This is a genomic window from Syntrophotaleaceae bacterium (assembly GCA_041390365.1).
Classification (GTDB): Bacteria; Desulfobacterota; Desulfuromonadia; order Desulfuromonadales; family Syntrophotaleaceae; genus JAWKQB01.
Genome location: JAWKQB010000003.1, coordinates 233,314 through 259,238 on the forward strand (window position 1 = coordinate 233,314; position 25,925 = coordinate 259,238).

General features: G+C 59.1%; 16 protein-coding genes. 7 read left to right on the top strand and 9 right to left on the bottom strand.

Features of this window, described 5'->3' with window-relative positions; all coding sequences use genetic code 11:
* Nucleotides 1-22: 22 nt before the first annotated feature.
* Nucleotides 23-172, bottom strand: a complete 150-nt coding sequence (locus R2940_13510; GenBank protein ID MEZ4600800.1) for a hypothetical protein — start codon at nucleotides 170-172, stop codon at nucleotides 23-25.
* Nucleotides 173-1,146: 974 nt separating this feature from the next.
* On the opposite strand from R2940_13510, the gene R2940_13515 reads away from it, so the two are divergent.
* The 3 genes from R2940_13515 to R2940_13525 all read left to right on the top strand — a co-directional run bounded on the left by R2940_13515 (nucleotide 1,147) and on the right by R2940_13525 (nucleotide 3,451).
* Entirely contained in the window at nucleotides 1,147-2,067 is a 921-nt protein-coding gene (locus R2940_13515; protein MEZ4600801.1) for a formate/nitrite transporter family protein, read from the top strand.
* Nucleotides 2,068-2,283: 216 nt separating this feature from the next.
* Nucleotides 2,284-3,249, top strand: a complete 966-nt coding sequence (locus R2940_13520) for a transposase (protein ID MEZ4600802.1) — start codon at nucleotides 2,284-2,286, stop codon at nucleotides 3,247-3,249.
* A gap of 31 nt (nucleotides 3,250-3,280) precedes the next feature.
* Entirely contained in the window at nucleotides 3,281-3,451 is a 171-nt protein-coding gene (locus R2940_13525) for a hypothetical protein (GenBank protein MEZ4600803.1), read from the top strand.
* Nucleotides 3,452-3,639: 188 nt separating this feature from the next.
* Here R2940_13525 and R2940_13530 read toward each other — a convergent pair whose 3' ends face one another.
* From R2940_13530 to hcp, 3 genes are all read right to left on the bottom strand, one after another.
* The gene (locus tag R2940_13530) at nucleotides 3,640-4,062 is read right to left on the bottom strand and encodes a hypothetical protein (GenBank protein ID MEZ4600804.1); all 423 of its coding nucleotides are present in this window, start codon (nucleotides 4,060-4,062) and stop codon (nucleotides 3,640-3,642) included.
* Between the two features lie 153 nt (nucleotides 4,063-4,215).
* A complete protein-coding gene (gene nirB, locus R2940_13535; protein ID MEZ4600805.1) occupies nucleotides 4,216-7,131 on the bottom strand; it encodes a nitrite reductase large subunit NirB in 2,916 nt (971 codons plus the stop codon).
* Nucleotides 7,132-7,408: 277 nt separating this feature from the next.
* Entirely contained in the window at nucleotides 7,409-9,061 is a 1,653-nt protein-coding gene (hcp, locus tag R2940_13540; protein MEZ4600806.1) for a hydroxylamine reductase, read from the bottom strand.
* A gap of 389 nt (nucleotides 9,062-9,450) precedes the next feature.
* Between hcp and R2940_13545 the strand changes: the two genes are divergently transcribed.
* Nucleotides 9,451-11,760, top strand: a complete 2,310-nt coding sequence (locus R2940_13545; GenBank protein MEZ4600807.1) for a cbb3-type cytochrome c oxidase subunit I — start codon at nucleotides 9,451-9,453, stop codon at nucleotides 11,758-11,760.
* A 35-nt stretch (nucleotides 11,761-11,795) separates the two neighbouring features.
* On the opposite strand, the gene R2940_13550 is transcribed toward R2940_13545, so the two are convergent.
* Nucleotides 11,796-13,490: an FAD-dependent oxidoreductase gene (locus R2940_13550; GenBank protein MEZ4600808.1), complete on the bottom strand. Its 1,695-nt coding sequence runs from the start codon at nucleotides 13,488-13,490 to the stop codon at nucleotides 11,796-11,798.
* Nucleotides 13,491-13,817: 327 nt separating this feature from the next.
* On the opposite strand from R2940_13550, the gene R2940_13555 reads away from it, so the two are divergent.
* The 3 genes from R2940_13555 to R2940_13565 all read left to right on the top strand — a co-directional run bounded on the left by R2940_13555 (nucleotide 13,818) and on the right by R2940_13565 (nucleotide 16,497).
* Nucleotides 13,818-14,771, top strand: coding sequence for a chemotaxis protein (locus R2940_13555; GenBank protein ID MEZ4600809.1), 954 nt, complete (start codon nucleotides 13,818-13,820; stop codon nucleotides 14,769-14,771).
* A gap of 231 nt (nucleotides 14,772-15,002) precedes the next feature.
* Nucleotides 15,003-15,515, top strand: a complete 513-nt coding sequence (locus tag R2940_13560; GenBank protein ID MEZ4600810.1) for a peptidylprolyl isomerase — start codon at nucleotides 15,003-15,005, stop codon at nucleotides 15,513-15,515.
* An 85-nt stretch (nucleotides 15,516-15,600) separates the two neighbouring features.
* Nucleotides 15,601-16,497 carry an IPT/TIG domain-containing protein gene (locus R2940_13565; protein ID MEZ4600811.1) on the top strand — a complete coding sequence of 299 codons (897 nt, stop codon included), beginning with the start codon at nucleotides 15,601-15,603 and terminating at the stop codon, nucleotides 16,495-16,497.
* A gap of 89 nt (nucleotides 16,498-16,586) precedes the next feature.
* On the opposite strand, the gene R2940_13570 is transcribed toward R2940_13565, so the two are convergent.
* The 4 genes from R2940_13570 to R2940_13585 all read right to left on the bottom strand — a co-directional run bounded on the left by R2940_13570 (nucleotide 16,587) and on the right by R2940_13585 (nucleotide 25,863).
* Nucleotides 16,587-20,783 (bottom strand): translocation/assembly module TamB domain-containing protein, encoded by a 4,197-nt coding sequence (locus R2940_13570; protein ID MEZ4600812.1) that lies wholly within the window; start codon nucleotides 20,781-20,783, stop codon nucleotides 16,587-16,589.
* Nucleotides 20,777-22,450, bottom strand: coding sequence for an autotransporter assembly complex family protein (locus tag R2940_13575; protein ID MEZ4600813.1), 1,674 nt, complete (start codon nucleotides 22,448-22,450; stop codon nucleotides 20,777-20,779). The genes R2940_13570 and R2940_13575 overlap by 7 nt, the downstream gene beginning before the upstream one ends.
* Nucleotides 22,451-22,885: 435 nt before the next feature.
* Nucleotides 22,886-24,205, bottom strand: a complete 1,320-nt coding sequence (locus R2940_13580) for an amino acid permease (GenBank protein ID MEZ4600814.1) — start codon at nucleotides 24,203-24,205, stop codon at nucleotides 22,886-22,888.
* Nucleotides 24,196-25,863, bottom strand: a complete 1,668-nt coding sequence (locus R2940_13585; GenBank protein ID MEZ4600815.1) for an SAM-dependent methyltransferase — start codon at nucleotides 25,861-25,863, stop codon at nucleotides 24,196-24,198. The genes R2940_13580 and R2940_13585 overlap by 10 nt, the downstream gene beginning before the upstream one ends.
* Between the last annotated feature and the right edge of the window lie 62 nt (nucleotides 25,864-25,925).

Consider the following 25,925-nt stretch of genomic DNA (forward strand, 5'->3'; position numbering starts at 1 on the left):
ATTCTAGGTAAGGTTTCAGGTTTCAGGTCTTAGCCTGAGATCTGGCGCCTGAAGCCGAGACCTGGCCAATGCTCCGAGTATCGACGGTTTCTTTTCCTCTAAACAACAAGCGGATAACCAGGGAAAAACCCGAGGCCGCAAGTAAAATCCAGAAAAGATTAAGAAAGCTCATTTTTTAACCCTCCTAGTCAAGAAAACACCTGGTCCGGGACAGTTCACTCGAAAAAGCCAGGGACATCTGAAATCGAAATAGATTACATGCTTTTACCCGGAATTTTCGATATCTCATACCTCTACTGTCCGGGGCTCGGGAAACAGCCGGCCGGCCGAGCCTTCGCATCCTGTTCGGACTTAAGCAATCAGCGGGCCAATTATGGAGGTTGTTGCAGACCGATCGGAAAAAGGACTTTTTTTAAGGGAAGAGAGAAATTTTCCAATGGTATCAAGCAGATAAGAAAATTTTGGGTCATTTGCCAAAAACCATTAGGGCATTTTTGGGTTGGATTTTACACATATCACAGGCAGGAGGGAAGCGGATTAATATTAAATTTAATACAGGTTTTTGACAAATTCAATTTTTATGTGGCGAACTGACGACGCTGGAAATCCCGTCAACGAATAATTCCAGGCACTTATTCACATGTCAACGTACATGTCAAAGTTTTGTCCATAAATTAGCCAAATAACTGTCCTCTTCTAACCCTTCTGCTTCTCATGACAAAAAAATGACCCATTCACCCCACTTATGCCACAGAAGTGCCCCGGGTAGCGCCCCATTATTCCTTCCGGATTCTATTTTTTCCCCGGCGTGTCCCATTATTTCCTCTGGCCGTTAAAAAACCTTTCTCTGTCTTCCTTGCCGATCCCCTGTCGTTGGAACGCGACCTTTTCAAAACGGTTGACCATTAGTTTAACTAATCTAATTAGAAGTGAAAAATGAATCATCCACCGGCATCCGCTTCTTTGGCCACTTTCGTCTGTCGGGAAATCGCGACCCAAACTTGACTCAGCTCAATTCTCCCCGCCAAAGCGGATGATAGTCTGCTCCTGCACTCAACTGCTGGAATTCATCGTCATCCTCATCGTCTTAAGGAATTCCATAACCCAACCCAGGACCGGATCACCCCTTTCTCGGAGGAGGACACTATGTCGAACTTTGCACCACCCGCGGAACTGTCCAAAGCGTTTATCAGCATCGGCAAGGCCAAGGCGACCAATACCGCCTTGAAGCTTTTCGTGCTGGGCATCCTGGCCGGCGTTTTCATCGGCTTCGCCGCCCATGTCGCCACCACCGTCGGAACCGGCGACTGGACCATTTTAGGATTGAAAAAATTCTTTATCGGCGCCGTCTTCAGCTTCGGCCTCATGCTGGTCGTAATTCCCGGCTCGGAACTCTTTACCGGCAATAACCTCCTGACCATCGCCCTGCTCAACAGGGAGATCACGATCGGCCAGATGCTGCGCAACTGGCTTATCGTCTATGCCGGAAACCTGGTTGGCTCCCTGGCCCTGGCCTGGATGATCGCCTCCGGTTCCGGCCTGCTATCCGGACCGGTCGGGGGCACAGCCATCAACATCGCCTATGAAAAGATCACGGCCGGGGGAGCCGCCCACACGTCCATGTATTTCTGGCGCGCCGTCGGCTGCAACTGGCTTGTCTGCCTGGCGATCATGATGGCTGCCGCCTCGAAGGATATTACCGGCAAGGTTCTCGGTATCTTCTTCCCCATCATGGCTTTCGTCGTCGCCGGATTCGAGCACTCCGTGGCCAACATGTACTTCATTCCGGCCGGCATTCTTGCCAAATCCTCAGCCGCCGCCGTCGCCGCCTCCGGCAAATCTGCCGAACTGATCGCAGGGCTGAACTGGGCATCGATGTGGACCAACAACCTGCTGGTCGTCACCGCCGGCAACATCGTCGGCGGGGCCGTGCTGTGCGGGGCGGTCTACTGGTGGGCCTTTGTCCGCGGAACCGCCAAAAACGTCGAAGTCCCCGTTGCGGAACCGGCCAAACCGGTGGAACCGGTGGCCGTCCATGCGGTCCGGGAATCGGCCGTGCGAGGATAAAGCGCCCCCCGACTGTAGAACCACCGCCGTCCTGCCAACCAGCCGACCGGAAAGGGCGATCCTCGCGATCGCCCTTCACTTTTGATCCCCACCCAATTTCATCTTGTCATCCAGAAACTTCTATGTTTTATTATCTTTAAACATTCTTTAATGTGAAGGGACGCTGGTAAGTTATGTAAGTTATTTGGAAAAAATATACTCGCACAGGAAGATGAAATGCCGAGACAGCCGAGACTGGATATCCCCGGTTTGGTTTTCCATATTATGGGTCGAGGGATAGAGGGGCGGAATATCTTTCAGGACGATAAGGACCGAGAAGGATTTTTAAAGAGGTTGGCTGATGAAGTCAGCAAACCCGGCGGGCCTCACCTATATGCCTGGGCCTTGCTTCCAAACCATTTTCATCTGCTCATCCGAAACGGTGAAGGTCTTTTGTCACCGATGATGCGCCGGCTGATGACCGGGCATGCCGTGTCCTATAATTTAAGGCATAAAAGACAAGGACATCTTTTTCAGAACCGATACAAGAGCATTGTGGTGGAGGAAGAGCCCTATTTCCTGGAGTTAGTTCGATATATTCACCTTAATCCTGTTCGTGCCGGCATCCTCCAGAATATGGAAGAATTGGCAAGATATCGGTATACAGGTCATTCCGTGCTTGTCGGGCAAAGAAAATTTCAGGCCCAGGAAGAGGATGCGGTATTGGGGAGATTCGCTGATAGGCGGAATGTTGCTTTAAATGGCTATCTAGATTATTTAGCGGCTGGGATTTCCCAAGGAAGAAGAGAGGAGTTGCGCGGCGGAGGCTTGGCCCGGAGTCTCGGAGGAGAGAGATTGTCCAATTCCGAGGAAAGGGAGCTTTCGGATGAGAGAATTCTTGGCGGCGGTCATTTTGTTGAGGAGGTTCTCAATCTCGATGATAAGGGCGATGAGGAGAGGAAGGCATCTGTCGAGGATATTTTGAGGGCGGTGGCAATCAAAAGTGGTGTTAATTCCGAGCAAATTCTCGGGACAAGTCGCAATCGAGTGATCAGTCGAGCTCGAAGGCGGTTCTACCTCATGGCGAGCCGGAAAGTTGGTGTGACCATAACGATGTTGGCGAGGTTGACCGGGAGGAGCCATGTGGCCGTGAAGCTGGCCATCGAGCAGGCTGAACTGGAGGAAGAAGAGCAGAAAATTTGAAATAACTTACATAACTTACCAGCGTCCCCTCATGCTACGACGCCACACCTATGATCTCCCCGAGGGCGCGACTGCCAGGGATCTGGCCGTCAAGGTCGGCCTTGAACCGGATCATATCAAGTTGATCTTCGTCAATCACGAAGAGAAGACCATAAATTCCAAATTGAAGAGTGGCGACGAAGTGGCCTTTTCGCCATATTGATTTATACCAAACAATTGTCGCAGGGGCAGACCTGTGTGTCTGCCCTTTTCCCTTGATTTAGCAACCCAAATCGGAATTACGTCTCGCGATTTACGGTTTTCAGGAATATATCCTGTACATCCTGCCAATCCCTGTCAATTCTGTCTTTGGGTTGCGCAGTGAGGTTTCTCAGGTTCGCCCCTGGTTTTTCAGCACCCCGCTCCACCTTGCTGTACGGCATAGGCTTCACCGCCGATGTTGACGCGGCCGTTGTTCTGCAGGTAGATGGGATAGGACCCCTGCTGGCCGGCATCCGTACTGTAGAGCAGGTACACCTGGCCGCCAAGCTCCTGCACTTGCCAGTTGCCGGTGACCGTGTTATTGGAGGCGCCTCCCGCCATGCCAGGCACCGACCAGCTCCCCTCCTTGTAATAGCGGTAGCGGCCGTTGCTGCAAAAATCGATGGTCGTCAGTGTGCTGTTGTTCCTGATCACAGAGCCTGAATAAGCGGTCAGTTTTGCGCCGCTCAATCCCTGCTGCCATTGCCGGACCACAGAATCGGCGGCCTCGGCATTCAGGGTCAAAAGGCACATCAATGCAAAAAGACCTGCCGTGAGACGGATAGTGTTCATAGCTCCTCCTTGAAATATGCGGCCGAATCTTTTCATTAATTCTACAGCACCTCTGGTCCGGAAGACAAAGGACTCCAACCGGCCTGCCCATGCTTAACGAAAAAGGCCCCCTGTCATCAGGAGGCCTTTTTCAGCGTCGTACTTACAAATGACCTACGCGAAGCAGGTGCAGGGTTCTTCGTCGTTGCAGGCGTGGAGCCGGTCGAGGTTTTCCTGGCTCGGCAGCTTGACCAGCAACTCGTCGCCTTCCACCTTCACCTCGAAGGTCTGGATCGAGTAGATTTCGTCGGTCAGGCCCTTGCCGTCAGCCAGGGAGAAGGACTTCTTGTGCATCGGGCAGGTGACCTGCGGGATGCCGGCGGTGTCGCCGAGCAGGCCGCGGGACAGAACCATCTCCTGCTTGTGTGGGCAGAGGTTCTGGCAGGCGTACCATTCGTTCCGCTGCGCGAAGTGGAACACCGCGATCTGGTGCCGGCCGTAGCGGAAGGTGGCGCCGCCGTCCCTGGGCACCGCCGAGGCGCGGCCGAGAGGGACCCACTCCCGCGCCCCCTGCAGCACTTCGGGTGCGATTTCCGGCATGGGGTATTCCTTTTGCCAGTTTTCCGGACGTTCCTGGCCGCGCACGGTGATCAGCTTCACCGGGTCCTTGCCGTCGGCGTTGGAGAAGTGGCGGAAGCGGGCCAGTTGATCCGGCCGGCCGAGGGTGACGGCCCATTCATCGTGCTGGCCATCCACGATGCGCTGCATGTCGGCTTCGAGCTCGGCGCAGATGCCGAGAGAATCCTCGATGATGACCTTCTTCAGCTTCTCCACCCCGCCATCTAGGTTGGACAGCCAGGTGGCGGTGCGCTCCAGCTTGTCGGCGGTGCGGATGTAGTACATCAGGTAGCGGTCGATGTAGCGGATGGCGGTTTCGCGATCGATGTCGGTGGCCAGCAGGTCGGCGTGGCGCGGGAAGGCGCCGCCGTTGCCGCCGACGTAGAGGTTCCAGCCGTTTTCGGTGGCGATCAGGCCGAAGTCCTTGCAGATCGCCTCGGCGCACTCGCGGGTGCAGCCGGACACCGCCGCTTTCAGCTTGTGGGGCGAGCGCAGGCCCTTGTACCGGTTCTCCAGCTGGATGGCGAAGTCGACGGAGGGGCCCATGCCCATGCGGCACCAGGTATCGCCGACGCAGCTTTTCACCATGCGCAGCCCCTTGGCGTAGGCGTGGCCGGATTCAAGTCCCACCTCGCCCAGTTTGGCCCAGACCTTGGGCAGATCCTCCAGATGGACGCCGAACAGGGCCACCCGCTGGCTGCCGGTGAGTTTGGTGTAGAGGTTGAACTCCCTGGCCACCTGGCCCATGACGATCAGTTGCTCGGGGGTCAGTTCGCCGCCGGGCGAGCGGGGGATGACCGAGTAGGTGCCGTTGCGCTGGATGTTGCCAAGGAAGCGGTCGTTGGTGTCCTGCAGGTGGGCATGGTCGAGGACGTATTCGTTCCAGAGGGAGGCGAAGATCGAGGCCGCCTGGGTCTTGCAGGCCGCGCAGCCGGCGCCCTGGCCGTACTGGGCGAGCAGCTCGTCGAAGGTGCGGATCTTTTTGGTCTTGACGATGTGCAGCAGGTCCTGCCGGGAGTAGCGGAAATGCTCACAGATGGAGTTGTCCATCTCGATGCCGGCCTTGGCCAGCTCGTGCTTGAGCACCGCCTTGACCATCGGAAGGCAACCGCCGCAGCCGGTGCCGGCCTTGGTGACCTTCTGGATGCTGTCCACGGTGCGCAGCTCCTGCTCGTCGATGGCCTTGCAGATGGTGCCGTAGGTGACGTTGTTGCAGGAGCAGATGATGTCCGCGTCCTCCAGCTGGTCGATGGCCAGACCGGCCCCGCCCCCGCCCTTGACGATCAGCGACTGGGGCTGCTCCGGCAGGTCCTTGTTGCCCTTCACGTAAAGAGAGAGCATGCCGTAGGGCTCGGCGTCGCCCACCAGAATGGCGCCGAGCAGCTTGCGGCCGCTGGGGTCGATGACCATCCGCTTGTAGATGCCGGTGACGGTGTCGTGCACCTCCACCACCCGGTTCTCCGGATTGTCGTCGAAGGGATTCCCAAGGGAGGCCACGTCGAGGCCGAGCAGCTTGAGCTTGGTGGACATGTCGAAGCCGGTGAACTCCTTCTCCTCGCCGTCGAAGCGGGCCGCGACGATGCGGGCCATCTCGTAGCCGGGAGCCACCAGGCCGTAGATCATCCCCTCGAACAGGGCGCATTCGCCGATGGCATGGATCGCCGGGTCGCTGGTCTGCAGGTTGCCGTCGACCACGATGCCGGCGCGCTGACCGACCTCCAGCCCGCAGTCCCGGGCCAGCTTGTCGTTGGGAATGATGCCCGCGGACACCACCACCATATCGACGGGGAGGGGGTCCCGGTCCTTGCATCCGAGGCCGGTGACCGTGTCATCCCCTTCGATGCCGGTGGTGGCCACCCCCGTCAAAACCTCGATGCCGAGGCGCTCGATCGCTTCGGTGAGCACCGCCGCACCCCGGTCATCGAGCTGGCGGGGCATGAGACGAGGCGCCATCTCCACGACCTTGGTCTCCAGCCCCAGGTCGACGCAGGCCTTGGCCGCTTCCAGCCCCAGCAGACCACCGCCGATGACGGCGACGCGGGACGCCTGGCGGCTGTAGGCGGCGATCGCCTCCAGATCCTCGATGGTGCGGTAGGCGAAGACGCCGGTCAAATCTTTTCCGGGGATCGGCGGCATGAAGGCCGAGGAGCCGGTAGCGAGCACCAGCTTGTCGTAAGGCTGTTTGCGCCCCGAGGCGGTGACGACGGTGCGGCTGCCGCGGTCGATGGTCACGATCGGATCACCGAGATTCAGCTCGATGTTGTTGTCCCGATACCAGTCGGCGTCCTGCAGGGTCAGGTCCACCGGCTGGTCCGAAAACCAGGAGGAGAGATGCACCCGGTCGTAGGCCGGCCGCTTCTCGCCGCCGAACACGATCACCCGGTTCTTCTCCGTCATCCCCCGCTCGATCAGCTCTTCACAGAAACGATGCCCCACCATGCCGTTGCCGACAATCACGATATTTTCAGCCATAGTCCTCTCCCCTTTTATATTGCGCGGTTTAGTCGCTGCATTATTGGTTGGCAATGTAGCGTCAACGGCAGAGGGGGGGATTGATATGGATCAAGTTGATAGTTTTTTCGAGAGAAATCGGGTCATCCCATTCGTAGGGGCAGACCGATGTGCCTGCCCGGTTCAGGACAAGGGCGGGCGGACACGCAGGTCCGCCCCTACGGGAACCAAATGCCTCAAAACGAACCGGCGCGAGGGTTGCCCCCGCGCCGTTCCTTTTCCGCTATTCCGGAAAACTCTATCCCCCCAGAGCCTCCTTCATATCCTCCTCGTAGGTGGAAATCGGCTGGATGTTGAAGTTTTCCACCAGGAAATTGAGGATGTTGGGGGTGACGTAGGCCGGCAGGCTGGGGCCGAGCTTGATGTTCTTGATCCCCAGCGAGAGCAGGGTCAGCAGGATGACGTGGGCCTTCTGCTCGTACCAGCTGAGAATGAAGGACAGCGGCAGCTCGTTGACCTCGCACTGGAAGGCCTCGGCCAGGCCGAGGGCGATCTGGATGGCGCTGTAGGAATCGTTGCACTGGCCGACGTCGAGCAGGCGCGGAATCCCGGCGATATCCCCGAAGTCAAGTTTGTTAAAGCGGTATTTGCCGCAAGCCAGGGTCAGAATCACCGTATCCTTCGGCAGTGCTTCTGCGAACTTGGTGTAGTAGTTGCGGCCGGTCTTGGCACCGTCGCAGCCGCCGATGAGGAAGAAACGCTTGATGGCCCCACTCTTGACCGCCTCGATGACCTTGTCGGCCACGCCGAGCACGGCGTTGTGGCCGAAACCGGTCATGATCTCCTTGTCGGGTTCATGCGGCAGGTCGGGGCATTCCAGAGCCTTTTCGATCACTTCGCTGAAATCCCAGCCTTCGATGTGCTTGACATCGGGCCAGCCCACCTGGCCCCAGGTGAACAGGCGGTCCTTGTAGGATTCCGCGGGGCGCTGGATACAGTTGGTGTTGAAGATGATCGCTCCGGGAAAGTCGGGCAGCTCCTTGGCCTGATCCTGCCAGGCGCCGCCGTAGTTGCCGTAGAGATGCGAATATTTCTTCAGGCCCGGATAGCCGTGGGCGGGCAGCATCTCCACATGGGTGTAGATGTCGATCCCCTTGCCTTCGGTCTGCTTGAGCAGCTCCTCGAGCATGACCATGTCGTGACCGGAGACCAGAATGCCCTTGTTCTTGCGCATGCCGATCGGCACCTTGGTCGGCACCGGATGGCCGAAACGCTCGGTGTGGCCGTCATTCAGCATCCCCATGACCCGCAGGTTCATCTGGCCGATCTCCATGGCGATCTGAACGAAATCCATCACATCCCGCGATTTGTCGGTGGTCGCGGCCAGGGCCCGGTGGAAGAAGGCGAAAACGTCCTCCTCCCTTTTCCCCAGGATGTAGGCGTGGTCGGCATAGGCGGCCATCCCCTTGAGGCCGAAATTGACGATCTCGATGACGGACAGCAGGTCGGGATCGTCGGCCTGGGTCTTGACCCCGTGCTGCCGCGCCTGTTCGAGGATCCCTTCCCGGTCGCCGGCGATCGTCCACTGGGCGGGATCTTCGGTGACCTGCGGCGCCTCCTTGCCGGTCTTCTCCCGACAGGCTTTCTCGTACATCTCCCGCGCCTTTTCCTTGAGCTGATAGCAGCGGTGCAGCTTGGCGATCAACTGGTCCGGGTCGAAATCGACGTTGGTGACGGTGCTGAACAGCCCCTCGAACAGAAACAGGTCAATCTCCTCGTCCCGGGCGTCGAACTCGCGGGCCTTGGCGGCATAGAGGGACATTCCCTTCAGACCGTACAGCATCAGGTCCTGCAGGGCGGCCACCTCGGGGTTCTTGCCGCAAACCCCATGGACTTCACAGGCGACCCCGTTGGCCGCCTGCTCGCACTGATGACAGAACATCTTCGACATGGTCTCAATCCTCCTCTCGTTCGGATGGATGGATAAATGGCGGAAAGTAAAACTCTATCGGGTTTGGAAGGACCTGCAAGGCTGGAGTCCATTAATGCGTTAAACGTAAATCTGAATAAAATGTATGGCCGTTGTGGGGGTGGACCTGCGTGTCCGCCCGCGTTGGGCAGCAACGGCAGATACAGGTCCGCCAATGGGTTGAAAATAAATTATTGGGAACACGCAATTCGTTATGGGTAAGGTCTATCCCCGTTCATCTGCGTCCAATTGCCTTTGCCTGGCCTTTTCCTCACCCCTCACTCCTCACGCATTGCAGGTTTCAACTTGCACCTCCCTTAACGACTGCTAAGCTGAGTACGTCAGCAACTCGCACCAGAGGAGGGCGCGCCATGGGAAAATCCCGAAAAAGGATGGTCATCTCCCCCACCTGGCTGCAGGTGACAATCCTGACTTTTCTTGTGGGTTTCAGCGTCCTCGGCTATCTGACCGTCAGCATCTATCAGAACCGGCCTCCCATCCCCCGCATGGTTCAGACGGAAAACGGCGCTGTCCTTTTCAGCGGCGACGACATTATGGCGGGGCAGCATCTGTTCCAGAAGCGGGGTCTGATGCAGTTCGGCACTCTGTTCGGCCACGGCGCCTACCTGGGGCCCGATTTCACCGCTCAGTACCTGCACCTTTCCGGCCTCGAGATGCTAAATTTCTATCGGGCCCGGGGAGTGTCGGAGGACGAGGCGGCAGGACAGGTGCGACGGGACCTGAAGACAAACCGCTATCAGCCCGAGACGGGCCTGCTGGTCTATACGCCGGCCCAGGCCCTGGCTTTCGACAGGCTGGAGGACTTCTACCGCGACTGGTTCGGCCCTCAACAACAGCAGGAAGGGCTGGCCCGGCCGCACATTTCCGATTCGCGGCAGATCCGGCAGCTGACCGCCTACTTCTCCTGGGCGGCCTGGACCACGGCCGCCACCCGACCCGGCGCCGGCTACTCCTACACCAACAACTGGCCTCCGGAGCCACTGGCGGGCAACAGCCTGACTCCCGAGGCCATGATCTGGAGCGTGCTCAGCCTGGTGGCCCTGCTCGGCGGCAGCGGGCTGGTGCTGTTCGCCTTCGGCCGCTGGAACTGGCTTGGCTGGAAACAGGAGATCGAAGGAGGGGAGAAGCGTCGCTTCCGGGATCCGAACACCGTGCCTCTAACCCCGTCGCAGAGGGCCACCCCCTGGTATTTCCTGGTGGTGGCCGGACTGTTTCTGCTGCAGGGCCTGCTCGGGGGCGCCAATGCCCACTATCATGTGGAGCCGGAGGGTTTTTACGGCCTGGAGATCGCCCGCCTGCTGCCCTACAACCTGTCCCGCATGTGGCATGTGCAGTTGGCGCTGTTTTTCGTCTCGGCGGCCTATCTGGCCATTGGCATCTTTCTCGCGCCGATGATCGCCGGCCGTGAGCCGAAATTCCAGAAAACGCTGGCGCTGGCCCTGTTCGGAGCCCTGGTGCTGGTGGTGCTGGGCAGCCTGGGAGGCGAAGCGATCAGCCTGGCGGGGTTGATGCCCGGGGACGATCTCTGGTTCTGGCTGGGATCACAGGGGTGGGAATATCTCGATCTGGGACGCCTTTGGCAGATGCTGCTGGTGGTGGGCATGTTCCTGTGGGTGGTGATCCTGGTCCGGGGCCTTTGGAACCGCCTGCCCAATGAACATCTGGGCAACATGCCCTGGCTGTTTCTCTACAGTGCCCTGTCGATCCCGGTTTTCTACGCCGTGGGAATGGTTTTCGGCAAGAACGTCAACTTCGTGGTGGCCGATTTCTGGCGGTTCTGGGTGGTGCATCTCTGGGTGGAGGATTTCCTCGAACTCTTTACCACCATCATGGTCGCCTACATCTTTGTCCTGCTCGGCGTGGTGCGGCCCACTGTCGCCACCACTGTCATCTACCTGGACATCATCCTCTATTCCGTCGGCGGGGTCATCGGCACCATGCACCACATGTACTTCAACGGCGCCACCGCGGCTCACATGGCCTTCGGCGCCTTTTTCTCCGCGATGGAGGTGATTCCGCTGCTGCTGCTGACCTACGAGGCCTGGCATTTCATGCAGCTCGGCGCCCCCCCTGGGGAGCGGAGCGTGGCGGGCACCGCCAGTACCGCCTTCCCCCACAAATGGGCGGTCATGTTCCTGATCGCGGTTGGATTCTGGAACTTTCTCGGCGCCGGGGTTTTCGGTTTCCTGATCAATCTGCCGGTGGTGAGCTACTACGAGGTCGGCACCGCCTTTACCGCCAACCACGGCCACGGCGCCATGATGGGCGTCTACGGCATGCTGGCCATGGGGTTTTTCATGTTCGTCGCCCGTTATTTCATCCCCTGGGACCGCAACAGCGAACGTGCCATGAAGATCTCCTTCTGGAGCCTCAATATCGGACTCGCCTGGATGCTGTTCGTCAACCTTTTTCCGGTCGGCTTCCTGCAGCTCTCCGAAAGCCTGAAGAATTCCTATTGGCACGCCCGCAGCATCGATTTCTTCCGCCAGCCGACGGTCAGGGTTTTCGAATGGCTGCGGATGCCCGGAGACACCCTCTTCATCGTCGGCGGCATCCTGCCGGTGGTCTATCTGGCCCTGCGCATGTTCATCCATCGAAATCGGGTTGGGGAACTGCCGGCGGAAACGACGGTGGAGGAATTCATGGAGCCCCCGGGGTAAAAAACGGGGCGGACACGCAGGTCCGCCCCTACCCCCTATTTCTCCCGCCCGAAGGGCCAGGCCATGACGCCGCCTTCCAGAACCTTCACATTCGTCCAGCCGTTGGCTTCCAGCAGAAGCTGCGTCTCGTAGCCGCGCAGCGAAATTTTGCAGAAACAGATGATTTCCCGATCCTTGTCGGCGGGGAGATCACCGAAGCGATGGCGCAGGTCGGACAGAGGTATCAGGGTCTCGCCAATGCCGATGCGCATCTGATCGAATTCGTCGGTGGTGCGCACATCGAGAATAAAGGGTTTGGACTCCTGCTCGAGCTTCTTTTTCACCTCGACGGATGAAATCCCTTTCAGGCGGCCCTTGATCTTGTTTTCCATCAGATGGGCGGTAGCGATGATATGGTCGATGGCCAGGGAGAAGGGTGGTGCATAGGGAAGATCGGCATTCCCCAGGTCGGTAACGGTCATGTTGCCCAGAAGGGCCATGGCAGCGATGGACACCTGCCGACCGACATCGCCGGGGCCGACGACCTGCACGCCGAGAATTTTGCCGGTCTTCCGATCCGCTACCATTTTGGAGATCAGCAGCTTGGCCCCCATGAAGCCCGGCTTGTCGAGGCTGGCGTTGATGACGGTTTCAATGTCGTACCCGGCTTTGCGGGCCTTGGCTTCCGACAATCCGGTCGATCCGGCCGCGAAATCAAAGACTTGACAGATTCCGGTATGAATGGTCCCGGGGAAGGTCACGGTGTTGCCCATGATCGCATTTTCTCCGGCCACCCGTCCCTCCAGGTTGGCCAGGTCGCCAAAGGGCGCCCGGGTTTTTTCGCCGGTCAGGCGGTTTTTGATCTCGACACAGTCCCCGACCGCGTAGATATCCGGATCGGAGGTCTGCATGTAATCGTCGACCAGGATGCCGCCGGTGGCGCCGATGGCCAGACCGGCAGCGGCCGCCAGCTTGGTGTTCGGGGCCACGCCGATGGCCAGAACCGCTAGCTGGCAGGGGAGCTCGGTACCGTTGCTCAGTTTGACCGCCGACAGCTTGCCATCCTGACCGATGAATTCGGTCACCCCGACATCGGTCAGCACGTTGGCGGCCTTGGATCGAACATGGTTTTCGAGTACTTTGGCCAGTTCCCAGTCGAGAAACATGAGGATCTGCGGGAGCATTTCCACCACGGTAATATCGATGCCGGAAAGCTGCAGCGCCTCACAGGTCTCGATGCCGATCAAGCCGCCGCCGATGACGATCGCCTTGGTAATCTGCTTGTCGTCGCGGATCCTGCGCATGAAGTCGGCATCCCGCATCGACTGCAGGGTGGTAATCCCTTCCAGTTCCAGCCCGGGGATCGGCGGCCTGCGGGCCGTAGCGCCGGTGGCGATGATCAGCTTGTCGTAAGGCAGCTCCTCCTCCATGCCGTTTTTGAGATCACGCACGCGCACTTCATGGTTTTCCCGATCGATGGCAATCACCTCGGTCTCCGTGCGGGCGCTGATCCCCTTGGTGTGGAGGAAGAATCCCGAATCCCGCACCTCGCCGTAAGGAGTGCTCAACAGGGCATTGCGGTCGTTGAATACGCCGGCGACGTAATAGGGATAGCCGCAGGATGCCATCGACATCTCCGGATCCTTCTGGATAATGGTTACCTCGGCGTTCTGGTCGAGACGCTTGGCCTTGGCGGCCGCCTTGGGGCCGGCCGCCGACCCTCCAATCACGATAATGCGCTTTCTGGACATGCAGATCCTCCTTTTGTATCTGGTTTTCGGTTATCGTTTTATGGCGGTGGCAAACAATCACCGCATTCCTTATATATTCGTAAAATCCATATAAATGGTATTTGTAATTTATACAAGAATCGCCTGAATGGCAACCATTTTTTCACGGCGGGTGAAAACCCATCGGTGGTGCCGAAGTGCGATCAATTTCCACAGGTTGTCACGATTCCTGCAAGGAGATATTATGCAGGGCTTAACCCTCCGGCTTGACAGTTTTCTGTCAAGGATCAACCATATGGACTATCTGCTGTCAGAGATCTGACTTTATTTCCGAATTGGAGCAATGGCATGAAGGAAAAAGGGACTCAGGAGATTCTGCTGGAGAGCGGCACCAATGAAATGGAAATTCTGGAATTCTATCTGGGCGGGCAATCCTTTGGAGTCAATGTCCAGAAGCTGCGGGAAATCATCCAGTATGAACCGGAAAAAGCCACCCGCCTCCCCGAAAGTTATCCTTCCATGATCGGCACGCTTCTGGTCAGGGGCCAGAGCATTCCCCTGGTGGACCTGAACGTTCATCTCAGAAGGAACGCCCGGGCCGAAGAGGCTGGACGCCCGATTGTCCTGGTCTGCCAGTTTAACAACAGGATCAGCGGCTTCCTGGTCGACGGCGTCAATCAGATCCACCGCATCAACTGGCAGGATGTCATGCCGATGCCGTCGTTGTTCGAGCAGTATCAACCCCGATTCACCGGCAGTATCCATATCGGCGGCAAGGAGATTCTGGTCGTGGATCTGGAACACATCCTTTCGGAAATCGACCCCGACATCGGCATGAATTACGAGCAAAAGCTCGAATCTGAAGGACTTCAAGACATTGAAACCATCGCCGAAAAACGGGCCCGGGTCAAACTCATGATCGCAGAGGATTCGACCATCATCCGCGTAGGAATGCAGAAAATGCTGACCGGAGCCGGATACACCCAGATCAGGACTTTCGTTGACGGGGAGGATTGCTATGAGGCACTGAAGTCCTTGAAGGAGAAGGTGACGTCCGAAGAGGAGCTGACAAACCATGTCAAATTACTGATCAGTGATATCGAAATGCCGAAAATGGACGGTTTGACCCTGTGCCGCCGCATCCGCGAGACCCTGGGACTGAAAAACCTCAAGATCATCATGTTCTCCTCCCTGATTACGGAGCAGATGTCGGCCAAATGCGAGTCGGTCGGCGCCGACGCCTCCATCAGCAAACCGCAGATCCCGGAGCTGGTGGCGATGATCGACACGATGTGTTTGTAAGGCGCCGCCCCTCACAACGGGGCCATACATCCGTAGGGGCAGGCCTGTGTGGCTGCCCGGTTACGACCAATGCGGGCGGACACGCAGGTCCGCCCCTACAAGGAACAGACCATTTGTCCAATTCCCATTGATCGGATTTGTCATCCCGTTTCGCATCCCGTCTTGCCTTGCCCGCGACACCCTTTTATTATCTCTTCGCCAACTTGCCATCCCTTCAAGAGGAGAATTCATATGAGCGCATCCAACCCCCTGGTCCAGATGGAAACCTCTCTGGGCGAAATCCTGCTCGAGCTCGATGTCGAGAAAGCTCCCATCAGCGTGGAAAACTTCATCGCCTATGCTCGGGCCGGGCATTACGACGGCACAATTTTCCACCGGGTCATCAAAGGCTTCATGATCCAGGGAGGAGGGCTGACCCCGGACATGCAGGAAAAACCGACGAATGAGCCGATCAAAAACGAAGCCCACAACAGGCTCAAAAACAAGGCTGGAACCATTGCCATGGCCCGCACCTCCGAGGTGGACAGCGCGACGGCTCAGTTCTTCATCAATACCGAGGACAACAAATTTCTTAATCATTCCGGAACAAATCCGGAGAATTACGGATATGCGGTGTTCGGCCGGGTGGTGGACGGGATGGATGTGGTCTATACCATCGAACAGGAACCTACCGCGACTGCGGGGGGGTATGAGGATGTTCCGGTGAAACCGGTGGTGATTCTGAAGGTGGAAGTGATCGACTGAAGGGTTCCGGACAAGACGTCAGCACAACTTGTTTTTTGCCTGGGCGATGTTTTAATTTGAGGGTATCCCTTCACAAGGAGTAAAGATGACCCGCAAGTTTTTCTGCATCCTGCTGTTGCTGCTGCTTCCCGCCCTGGTCCTGGCCCAACCTCCCCGTCTGACGGGAATCGCCCCCAGTGTGGCCCGGCCGGGCAGCCGGGTTATCGTGACCGGCGGCCCCTTTACGAAAGACGTCAGGATAATGTTCGGGGACAGGCTGGTGGCACCAGCCAGCCTCGCTGAACGGCAGCTGACCTTCGTCGTTCCCGACCTGCCGGCAGGCCAGTACCTGCTGCAACTCCAGACGGGGGAGGAAACGTCGGAACGGAGCATGTTCTTCCGCGTGGTTCTGCCCCCTCCGGCCATCCTTTCTTTGGAGCCGCAGACGATCGACACCTGTGATATGGGAGCAGGCCGCCAGGTCGTGGTCCGGGGCGAGGGCCTACAGGCCGGCACCCTGCTGCTGCTGGATGGAGCAGTGCTGGCGGCGCAACGCAGTGCCGAGGATGCCCTGACATTCGCCGTGCCCCGGATGGATTCGGGGCTTCATCAGATCCAACTGGTCAATCCCGACGAGCAGAAATCGCTTCCGGTAGTCCTGGTCATCAACAACACCCCCGAGATAGAAAACGCCTCCATGGGGGAAGAGTCTGTCACATCCTATGAACTGATGATTACCGGGAAAAATTTCACCTACCGGTCGATACTCCTGGTGAATGGTCAACAGATTCCTTCTTTCAATCCGACCACGCCGGATATCGGTGAATTCGAATACACCCCCTACAACCTGAACCAGCCCGGGCTCGACTCCGTGTATTACGTCGATTGCAGGACGATGATCTACGTGCGGCATCCCACCACCAGTCAAACCAAGACCCTGACCCTGCAAATCATCAATCCGGACGGCTCGGAGAGCGGGGTGTTCAGCTATACCGGGCCTTAATGTGGGTGGGCGGACACGCAGGTCCGCCCCTACAAGTCAAATAAAATGGCATCCGGTTTATCCCTTAGCGTCAGGAACGAAGTTATCATTCACCGGAATTCGATCTTGTAGTACAGATCGACGCCGCTCTCTGTGCCGGTTTTAGATTCCAACTCCCAGTGTTCGCCCAGGGTATAGCGCATCCGGAATTCGGTGGTTTCGGTGAACAGGGACTGGCCGATGCTGACGTAGAGGTCGGGGTTCAGATATTTGCCGATGGTCAGCATCGATTCCGTGATATCTCCCTCCCCGGCTTCGAAGCCCAGAACATCCACTCCCAGCTGCCGCTTGAGCCGATCCTGCAGAACCACCGATTCGCCCCGGCCAAGCAGGGCCCCGGCGGCGGTCATCAGCAGGCTGGCTTCCCCTCCGTCCGCCGCGAAGGGGCGCCCCAGGACGATATAGGCGAGCTTGTCGCTGTCACTCATGGCCGGATCGGAGGTGAGCTCCACCGTCGGGGAGCGCGGGGTGCCAGTGACGCGGACACCGGCCTTGACGTCACCCACGGAGCGCAGGGCGAGGATGTCCAGCGTCGGCTGTTCCACCGGGCCGCTGAACAGCAGATTGCCCCGCTCGATCTTCAGCTTGGCCCCGTAGGCCCGATAATCCCCCTCGGCAACGCTGATGCGGCCGTTGGCCTTGACATCGTCCAGCCCCGCCATCTTCAGATTCAGATTGCCTGTCAGGCGGGCATCCAGTCCGGCCATCTTGACCAGGACGTGGTCCCCGAGAATGATGTCGATATCGGCCCTGACGGTCAGCGGGGCAGGCTCTTCGACAGGTTCGGGGGGAGCCGCTTCGCCGACGATGACCACGTCTTCGCTGGGCAGCAGCATCTCCTCCCTTTCGATCTCCCGCAACAACAGATCGGGCACCCGGACCGTTCCCCGGATAAAGACCTCTTCCGCCGTGCCTTGAATATCCAATTGCGGACTGATCAGCGCCTGCAGCTCGGGCAGATCGATCAGCTCGAACCGTTCCCCCTGCAGGGTGCCCTGGTAATCGGCCAGCTCCCACTCCCTCAAACGCAGGGTTCCGGTTCCGTTGATCTGCCCGGGACCGGATTTCACTGAAAAGGACGCCAGCTCCACCCGGTCCTTTTTGAAAGCGGCCTGCAAACGGATGTCTTTCAGTTCGATGCCGGCTGCAGGCAGAAAGGCTCCCGCATCACTCAGCTGCAGCCCGCCATCGAATTCCGGCTGCGCCCAGGTACCGGCAATGTCGACATCCATCTCCATATTGCCTCGGGTTTCTTGAACCAGACCCGGGAAAAGGGCGGCAACCAGCCCCTGCTCCTGAAACGAGCCCTCCACCTGACCGGCCAGCCGTCCTGTGGGCTCGAGCGAGACCGGCATCCGGGCAGGCAGGGGCAGGCGAAGCCGTCCGGTCAGGCGACCGCGGTCCGCGAGCATCAAACGGGATTGGGCTTCAAGCCGATCGTCCCGCCAGTCCCAGGTGAGCTCGGCGTTTTCAAGGGGCAGGGACACCACGGTTTCCGCCACGCTGGTCTCCACCAGTCCCTGATTCAGAGACGCGGACCCCCGGGCGGCCAGCACGCCCCCCGGTGCCCAGTTGCCCTGGCTGGTGCCGGATATCTCGCCCCGGGCGGTTATTCCGGTCGGCAACCAGGGTTCGAGATGCTGCAGGTTCAGGCCGTTCCAAACCAGTTCCCATTCCCCTGAGCGGGGCAGTTCCCTTCCGGCAGGTTCATCGGATCGCACCCGGCCGTCCAGCCGGACACCCCGGGCCAGATTGACGGCAAGCGTTCCCGTCAGTCCCTGGCGGTTCCATTCGAGATCTCCCTGGGCCCGGGTCACGGTCAGATCGAAATCTTCCTGCTCGTAGCGGCCGGAAAGCTCGACCTCCAGAGAGACGGCCGCCTCTCCCCCGGAAGGCAGCAACAGAAGGCCCCGCCCGCTGGTCTGGCCGCTGATGTCCCCCTGCTGCAGCCAGGGCTCGAGCCGCCCCAGACGCAGCGCCTGCCACTGGACCTGGGCACGGCCGGCGAGATCCGGGAACGTCAGGTCGGCTGAAGCCGTCAATTCCTCGCCGCCGGTTCCGGTCATGCGCAGATTGTCGAACTTCACGAAGTTGGCAGAGACCGCTACAGAAACCGGCTGCTGCAGACGCCAGGGGCCGACCGGCTCCCGCAACAGCAGTTTCTGCAGAGTGCCGCGCCAGACTTTTTCCCGATAGCCTCCGGAAACGGCCAGCTCCAGGCTGGTCTCCTCAGGAAACCGAATGGTGCTTTCAGCACGATGATCCTGAAGAGAACCGGACGCCTGGAGGTCGAGGCCGGGCACCAGAAAATCGCCCGACTTGAGCTGCCGCAGACGCAGGTTGAGGTCGCCGCTCCCGCTGTCGCTTGCCTTGGCGGAAAAAGCGATGTTTTCCGCTGCATGATCCTCATAACGGAGGTTCCGTCCCGTGCCCTCGGCGGTGCCGGTCCATTGATCATTCCGCCGGCGCAGCCAGCCGCTGCTCTGCAGGGATCCGGACGCATCGGGCAGCAGGGTAGCGAGGTTCCCGACCCGGGCCTGGTAGTCGATGCGCCGGCTCAACTTGCCCCGGGCCGTCAACTGGATTCCCTCGCCCTGCAGTTCGAGGGCGGTCAAATCCAGCTCGGTTCCCTGCATACTGGCATCGATCCGGCCGCGGAATCCGTAGCCGCGCAGGGTGCTTTCCAGCAGGCGGCCTTTAACCGCGAGATCCATGGGACCTTCCGGAGGCTGCCGCCACCGACCCTGCAGGTCGAAACTGAGATCCCCCGGCCACTGGGCATCGTAGGCGGCCGGGTTGAGCCCTTTCCCGGTCAACTGCCCTTGCACCGACAGCACGGGCTCCCAGGCAGCCGTCAATGCCCCGCCAAGCCGTCCCCGGAGAAGATGCGCCTGCAGATCGGGCAGGACGACCTGCCGGGTATTTCCGGAAAAGTCACCGGACAGTTTAACGGCCCGCCAGTCGTCGGAGCGATTCTCCAAGTCGAACCGACCATGGTAATCATCCATGCTGCCGGCAACCCGCAGCATGCCGTTAATGTTGGTGGCCTGCCCGGTGAAAGGCACCAGGTTGACGGAATCGAGCCTGAGGTCCGCGGCCATATCCGGCAAGTCGGAGGACATATCCAATCGCAGATCTCCGTTAATCTTCCCATTTCCGGAAAAGCGCGCTTGAAGTTCCGAAAAATGAACCTGCCGGGCATTTCCGGAAAAATTGGCGGCCAGCTTTACCGCCCGCCAGTCTTCGACCCGATTTTCGAGATCGAAACGGCCGCGGTAATCATCGAGGTTACCGTCCACCTGCAAACTTCCGGAAATACTGGTGGGCTCATCGATGAACCGTGCCAGGTTGATGGAATCGAGCCTGAGATCCGCCGCCACCTGCGGCGCTTCGGAGGACAGTCCCAGTTGCAGATCCCCGCTTATCTTTCCATTCTCGGCTGCCTGCAGCAAAAGGCTCCGCAATGCGACCGTACTGTTTTCCAGTTCGAGTCTGCCGCTGAGATCGACCTTGCCGGTCGGCCGGCTGTCGACCTTGAGAGTCACCGCTCCGGCAAGCCCCGGTCCTTGCTTCGCCGGGTGCAGTTCCAGAATCATTTCTCCTCGGGCTTCCCCTTCGACGACTTCTTCCAGCCGGGCGGCAACCCGGAGTTTAAGCCGGCGCTGCGGCCAGTGCATGCGCAGGGCGGCAGAGAGATCTCCAGGCGGACCGCTCATGGTCATGGACGATATGTCGAGCAACTCTCCGGTCCACCGGATCTGGCCGGAAACGTGATCCAGCGATTGGGGTTCCCGATCCGGTCCCTGATAAACCAGGTCACGCAGTTCGAAACGGCGGACTTCCGCCCGGATCCTTTGCAGCCAGCCCGGAAGCTCTGGCCACTGCAGTTCAAACTCGGTTTCCTCGGACTTTCCCAGATCCATCCAGGACAAGCCCTGCGCCTCCAACCCCGTGATCAGCACCTTGCCCCGCAGCAGGGCGCCCGGGCGCCAGCTGACCTTCAACCGGTCAAGATCCACCCTCATTTCCGGGTACCGGGCTTCGATACCGCTCAAGATCAGCGTGTCGCTCAGGCTGCCTTTCACTTGTGCCACGGAAACCTGCTGATCGGTCATTGCGGTGAGCTTTCCAACCAGCCAGCGGGCACCGCCGGTGGTGGCCAGCAGCCAGAAGGCAGCCCCTCCGACCAGGACAAGCACCATGATCAGAAAAACGCCGATCCAATGTTTCCAAAAAATCTTTACCATCCGAAACCGATGCTGAGATGAATGCGATAGCTGGGATCGTCCTCCCCGATCTGTCGGGCCAGATCCAGGCGGACCGGCCCGACCGGGGTATAATACCGGGCGCCCAGTCCGGCCCCCTGGAACACGTCGTAAGAGGCAAAATCATTAAAGGCATTACCGACATCGTAGAAGGCGGCGATTCCCCAGTTTTTAAAAAGGGCCCGCTCCAGCTCGATGCTCCCCACCAGCAGGTGCTTGCCGCCGATAACGTCGCCGTTTTCGTCCTCCGGGCCGAGCGACTGATACGCATACCCCCGGACGCTCTGATCCCCCCCGGCGAAAAAGCGCAGCGACACGGGAATGTCCTCCAGGGGATCGCTCTGCAGGGTGGTTCCTCCCTCAAAGCGCAGGAACAGGCTCAGACGTGCGGGCAGCGGAAGCAGGACGTTGCCGGCAGCCAGGACCTGCAGCAGGTTGGTATCGGAAAGAAGGTATTCATGGCCGCCCCGCACTTCCAGGGAATACTGATAACCTTTGCGGGGACGGATAATTTCGCGATACCGTCTTTGGGAAAAACGGACCCCCGGAATCAGCATGGTCGAGATGTCGCTCTGCTCTCCGACCGTATAATCCTCCCAGAGATACTGAAGGTAAACGGAGCCCTTCCGGCCCCGCCCGAAATCCCGTGTGTGTTCGGCTTCGACCGTTATTTTCTCCGTGTCGAAGGTGTCCGTGTCTTCCGCCTCATAGCCTGCCTGAAAGGCCGTGAAGCTGTTCAGGTTATCCGGGTCGGGCAGGATATAGGCGGCGGTGGCCGCCTGGCGTAACTGGCTGAGATTCAGCTCCAGGCGCAGCTCATGCCCCCGGTGGAACAGATTGAGGTTTTCGAAAAGCAGACTGGCCCGTGCCCCCGTATCGGTGCCATAGCCGATACCCGGCCGCAACCGTTTGGGGGGTGAGGATTTCAGGTCCACTTCGACGGGGATACGGTGGTCCTCGGCAGCCTCGCGATCCGGCAGGAGACGCACCTGCTCGAAGCGATCCGAGTCGAGATAGTTCAACTGGCTCTGGCCGATGTCGGCATAGGAAAAAACATCGCCGGGCTCAAAAGCGAGATACCGCCGCAGAAAGGGCTCTGGATAGGTTTCGGCGCCGCTGAAGGCGACCTCTCCGAAACGGTATCGGGGGCCGGTCTCCAGCACCAGCCTGATTTCCGCGGAATGTTTCACGGGATCCACCCGGATCTCGCGGACTTTGAAAGCTGCATCCAGAAAACCCTGGGTCCGCGCGGTATCCAGCCAGGCTTTTTTGCCCTCTTCATACCGCCCCTGGTGAAGCACCTCTCCGGCCTTCAGAGGAAACTCCGGCAAACGTTTTTTCTCCCGAAGTCGCTCGGCCCCCTCCCCTTCAACGAATGTCTGCACATTCGATAAACGGACCGGCACCCCCGGTTCGATCTGAACCGTCAGCACCTGGTTTCCTTCCTGAGTGGAGGAGAGCACGGTTTTTACACTCGCTGAATAGAAACCGAAAGGCTGCAGGGCTCTTCTAGTCCTTTCCTCCGCCTGGTCGACGAACCGGTTCAGCCAGCGCTGGTCCACCGTTCCGTTCTGAACCAGACCGGGCGGAAAGGCCAGGGCGGCTTTGACATTGTCGAGAACCTCACCGGAAACACCCTCTATGTTCAATGACAGGGGATCCGCAGCCAAGCCCGATGCAGGGAAAAGCATCCCGAAAAGCAAAAACAGCAGGCAGCAGAAAAGCCCTTTTCTGCCCCCACAGGAATTGGCAGAGGTGTATTTTGGCATCGGGGTCAGCATCCGCTCCGGTAAAAGGGAATGAGTCTGCGATTCCAATCATTTTAACCGATTACGGGGCAGAAAGCCTCTGGGAAAATGACAGGCTTCCAGGTGTGAACTGCCGGGGGAAAGGCTAGGTCTATAGGATATCCCGGGATTGCGCAGGCGTTGACGTGTCAATGTGAGATCGGCTTCAGCCGCGATGACTTGCCCTCAAAATGCTCCTAAAGGCGGACCTGCAAAGGGGCTTTGAAAAGGTTTTCATCCAAATCGGAATCGGGATCGGGATCGAAATCGGCTTTGGCTTCTGTCTTCGACGGGCTCCTAACTTTCCACCGGAAAGGCGGCTCTCATTTTCATGCGGAGATACACAGGCAGGCCGGCAAGCGCGATCAGGATTCCCAGCAGGGATGTTTTCGGATTGGCCAGGCCGATCTGCACCAGGATGCAGAGATAGGCGGAAACGAACACAAGGGGCACGAAAGGGTAGCCCCAGGTGCGGTAGGGCCTTATGGTGCCGGGCTGGCGCAGGCGCAGAACGAAAAGGGCCAGGCCGCTGGCGATGCTGGAGAGAACCATGACGAAAACGACATACCCCAGCAGCTGATTGAAGGTGCCTAACAGCACCAGCAGACAGGAGAGCAGCGCCTGGACAAGGAGAGCCCACCCCGGTGTCTGGTAAACCGGATGGATTTTTTTCAGGCGGGACCAGAAGACGTTATCCTCCCCCATGGCGAAGGATACCCGGGCCCCGGTGAGGATGGTGGCGTTGATGCCCGCGGCAATCGCCAGGGCGATGGGCACCGAGACCAGGCTGGCCATGGTCGGGCCATACAGCCGCCCCATCGCCTCCTGGGCGACATTGACCAGTCCCTTCATTGCCTCGACGGGCATGGCATAAAGATAGACCAGATTGATCAGGGTATAGACCAGTGCCACGCAGAGCGTACCCAGAATCAGCGACAGGGGCAGATTGCGCTGAGGGTTCTTGATCTCACTGCCGATGTAGGCCGAGGCGAACCATCCGCTGTAGGTGAAGATGACCGCGATCATCGGGTTGGCGAACAGTTTTCCCGGAGAAATCGTCACCGGCCCGGCCGCAGTCAGGTTCCCCCATGCACCGCCGCCGGACAGGAGACCGGCGCCAATCAGAGCCAGCAGGGTCAGGACCGTGCCGAGGGTGAAAATGTTCTGAGTGGTCCCGCTCAGCCGGATGCCGCGAAAATTGATAGAGGAAAAAGCCAGAATGAGTCCCGCAGCCAGCAGTTTTTCCCCTCCCGAACCCAGTCCCGGGAAAAACATTTTCAGATAGCTGACCAGGCCGATGGAAAGAGCGGCGATCGATCCCGGGTTGATCACCCAGAACAGCACCCACCCCAGCAGAAAACCCGCCCAGCGTCCATAGGCTTCCTTCAGGAACTGATAATCCCCGCCATGAAGCGGAAACATGCCGGCCAGTTCCGCGTAGGTCAAAGCCCCGCACAGCGTCAGCACTCCGCCCAGAACCCAGATGCCGAGAAACAGCCAGGGATGGGGCAGTTCGCCGGCCAGAAAGCCGCTGGTGGTGAAGATCCCGGCTCCGATGACGTTGCCGATGATCAGCAGCAGGGCGTCCCCCAGGCCCAGGCTTCGATTCAGTTGCATGCCGCGTTCCCCTCAGTTAGGCAGGGGCCGACATAGATCAGTCCGAGAAATTTTTCCTTTTCGTTTTCGACGGCCTGCAACACCGTTTCCAGGGTTGTGTCAACCTGCCGCTCTCGTCCGCTGATGCCGGCAGCGTAAACCAGGCGGAGCGGGGTTTCAGGGGCATAGTGCCGTTGCAGCAAAGGCACCAGATCGGGCAGATCCGGGAGGCCCATGAAGATGACCAGGGTGTCTCCGTTTTTGGCCGCGGCTGCCAATAAAGCCTGGTTCTGTCGCAGGCCCCGGGGCGCGGTGATCACCAGGGCGCCATGAGCACTGAGGTCGCGGTTGATGACGGCGTTGGCGGCATTGAAGGAACTGAGTCCGGGCACGGTTTCGATCCGGTCATCCTCGATAAATTCACGAATCCAGCGGGAACTGCCGAAGATCATCGGATCGCCCCAATCGAGAAAAGCCACGTCGCGACCTGCCTCCAGGACCCGGCGAATCTTATCGGCATTGGCCCGCCACTCTTCCTGCTTCAACCTCTCCCGCTCTTCAACCGACAAGGGCTGAGCCCGATCGGGATCGGCAAAGGCGAAGGGGTCGAACAGGATCTCCTTGCCGACCAGATAGCGGGCGAACCGTTGCTGGATATCGCCGGGCGCCGCCACCGCATCCGCTTTCGCCAAGGCGGCAAGGGCTTCGAGGGTGATCAGGCTGGTGTCACCCGGACCGACGCCGATGACCATCAATTTTGCCTGATGAGAAGGATGCAGCAACTCGATGCTCTCGACCTTGCGGACGTAACGGTTGGCAGAGGAATCGGGCAAGATTAGCCACAGCTCCCCCTTCTCTCCGAGGGGACGGCCGTCCATCCGGTCGGCCAGAAGAATGCGGCGTCCGAGGGGGGACCAGAACAGCTCACCCATCGAAAGCAGCGAACGGTAGCCGTCTTTGGAATGGACCAGAACCGTGATTTCGGGATCGTTCTCAATCCCCGTGTTCTTCAGCAGGTCCACCAGGGGGGTGCCGGAAAAACGCTGCACCCCTTCAAACCGGTTGCCTCCCCAAACAATCTTTGTCGCGACCTCTTCCACCCTTCTCCCCGGCTTCATCTGCAGAGGTACGGTTGCGGACTTCGCCTCCCGTGTTGGATCGACCACTTCGATGGAGACAAGACCGTCCAGGGAGCGATCGCTGAAGAAATCGTTGGCCAGGACGAGTTTCGGCAGGGCATGAGGAACACCGGCAGATTCCCCTGTCTCAATCGTGAGGACTTTGTCCGAAAAGGCAACCAGCACATCCTCCGGCCGCCCGTAGGCCACCTCGGCCCACGAAAGCAGGGCCCTCTTTCCCTCACGGTTGCGCACCCGGAGGGCAAGATCGATGGCCTTGGGGAATTCACCGCCTTCCTTTTCCACTCCGGCCGCCTGCAGCAGGTTCTGCAAAGGGACTCCCTGGTAGATGTGGACGCCCTGGAAAGACCCATCCCTGGCCACTTCCGTTAACCGGACGGAGACGGCGCGATAACTGCCCAGATCCTCCTGAGTGAGCTGCAAGGGATGTTTCACCAGGCCGGTCAGGGTGAAGACGGGTTCTGAGGAAACGGGGGCGGCAAAGCCGACGCCGGCGAGGAGCAGTATCGACAGTAGGAGCAGAGTGCAAACTCTTTTCATATTTCCCCCTAAAACGGGCGAACACGCAGGTTCGCCCCTACATAAAAAAGGCCAACACCCGA

What these genes read in the sequence shown, in the direction of transcription:
- R2940_13510 (MEZ4600800.1), bottom strand. Translation starts at nt 172, where the DNA reads ATGAGCTTTCTTAATCTTTTCTGGATTTTACTTGCGGCCTCGGGTTTT.
- R2940_13515 (MEZ4600801.1), top strand. Translation starts at nt 1,147, where the DNA reads ATGTCGAACTTTGCACCACCCGCGGAACTGTCCAAAGCGTTTATCAGC.
- R2940_13520 (MEZ4600802.1), top strand. Translation starts at nt 2,284, where the DNA reads ATGCCGAGACAGCCGAGACTGGATATCCCCGGTTTGGTTTTCCATATT.
- R2940_13525 (MEZ4600803.1), top strand. Translation starts at nt 3,281, where the DNA reads ATGCTACGACGCCACACCTATGATCTCCCCGAGGGCGCGACTGCCAGG.
- R2940_13530 (MEZ4600804.1), bottom strand. Translation starts at nt 4,062, where the DNA reads ATGAACACTATCCGTCTCACGGCAGGTCTTTTTGCATTGATGTGCCTT.
- nirB (MEZ4600805.1), bottom strand. Translation starts at nt 7,131, where the DNA reads ATGGCTGAAAATATCGTGATTGTCGGCAACGGCATGGTGGGGCATCGT.
- hcp (MEZ4600806.1), bottom strand. Translation starts at nt 9,061, where the DNA reads ATGTCGAAGATGTTCTGTCATCAGTGCGAGCAGGCGGCCAACGGGGTC.
- R2940_13545 (MEZ4600807.1), top strand. Translation starts at nt 9,451, where the DNA reads ATGGGAAAATCCCGAAAAAGGATGGTCATCTCCCCCACCTGGCTGCAG.
- R2940_13550 (MEZ4600808.1), bottom strand. Translation starts at nt 13,490, where the DNA reads ATGTCCAGAAAGCGCATTATCGTGATTGGAGGGTCGGCGGCCGGCCCC.
- R2940_13555 (MEZ4600809.1), top strand. Translation starts at nt 13,818, where the DNA reads ATGAAGGAAAAAGGGACTCAGGAGATTCTGCTGGAGAGCGGCACCAAT.
- R2940_13560 (MEZ4600810.1), top strand. Translation starts at nt 15,003, where the DNA reads ATGAGCGCATCCAACCCCCTGGTCCAGATGGAAACCTCTCTGGGCGAA.
- R2940_13565 (MEZ4600811.1), top strand. Translation starts at nt 15,601, where the DNA reads ATGACCCGCAAGTTTTTCTGCATCCTGCTGTTGCTGCTGCTTCCCGCC.
- R2940_13570 (MEZ4600812.1), bottom strand. Translation starts at nt 20,783, where the DNA reads ATGGTAAAGATTTTTTGGAAACATTGGATCGGCGTTTTTCTGATCATG.
- R2940_13580 (MEZ4600814.1), bottom strand. Translation starts at nt 24,205, where the DNA reads ATGCAACTGAATCGAAGCCTGGGCCTGGGGGACGCCCTGCTGCTGATC.
- R2940_13585 (MEZ4600815.1), bottom strand. Translation starts at nt 25,863, where the DNA reads ATGAAAAGAGTTTGCACTCTGCTCCTACTGTCGATACTGCTCCTCGCC.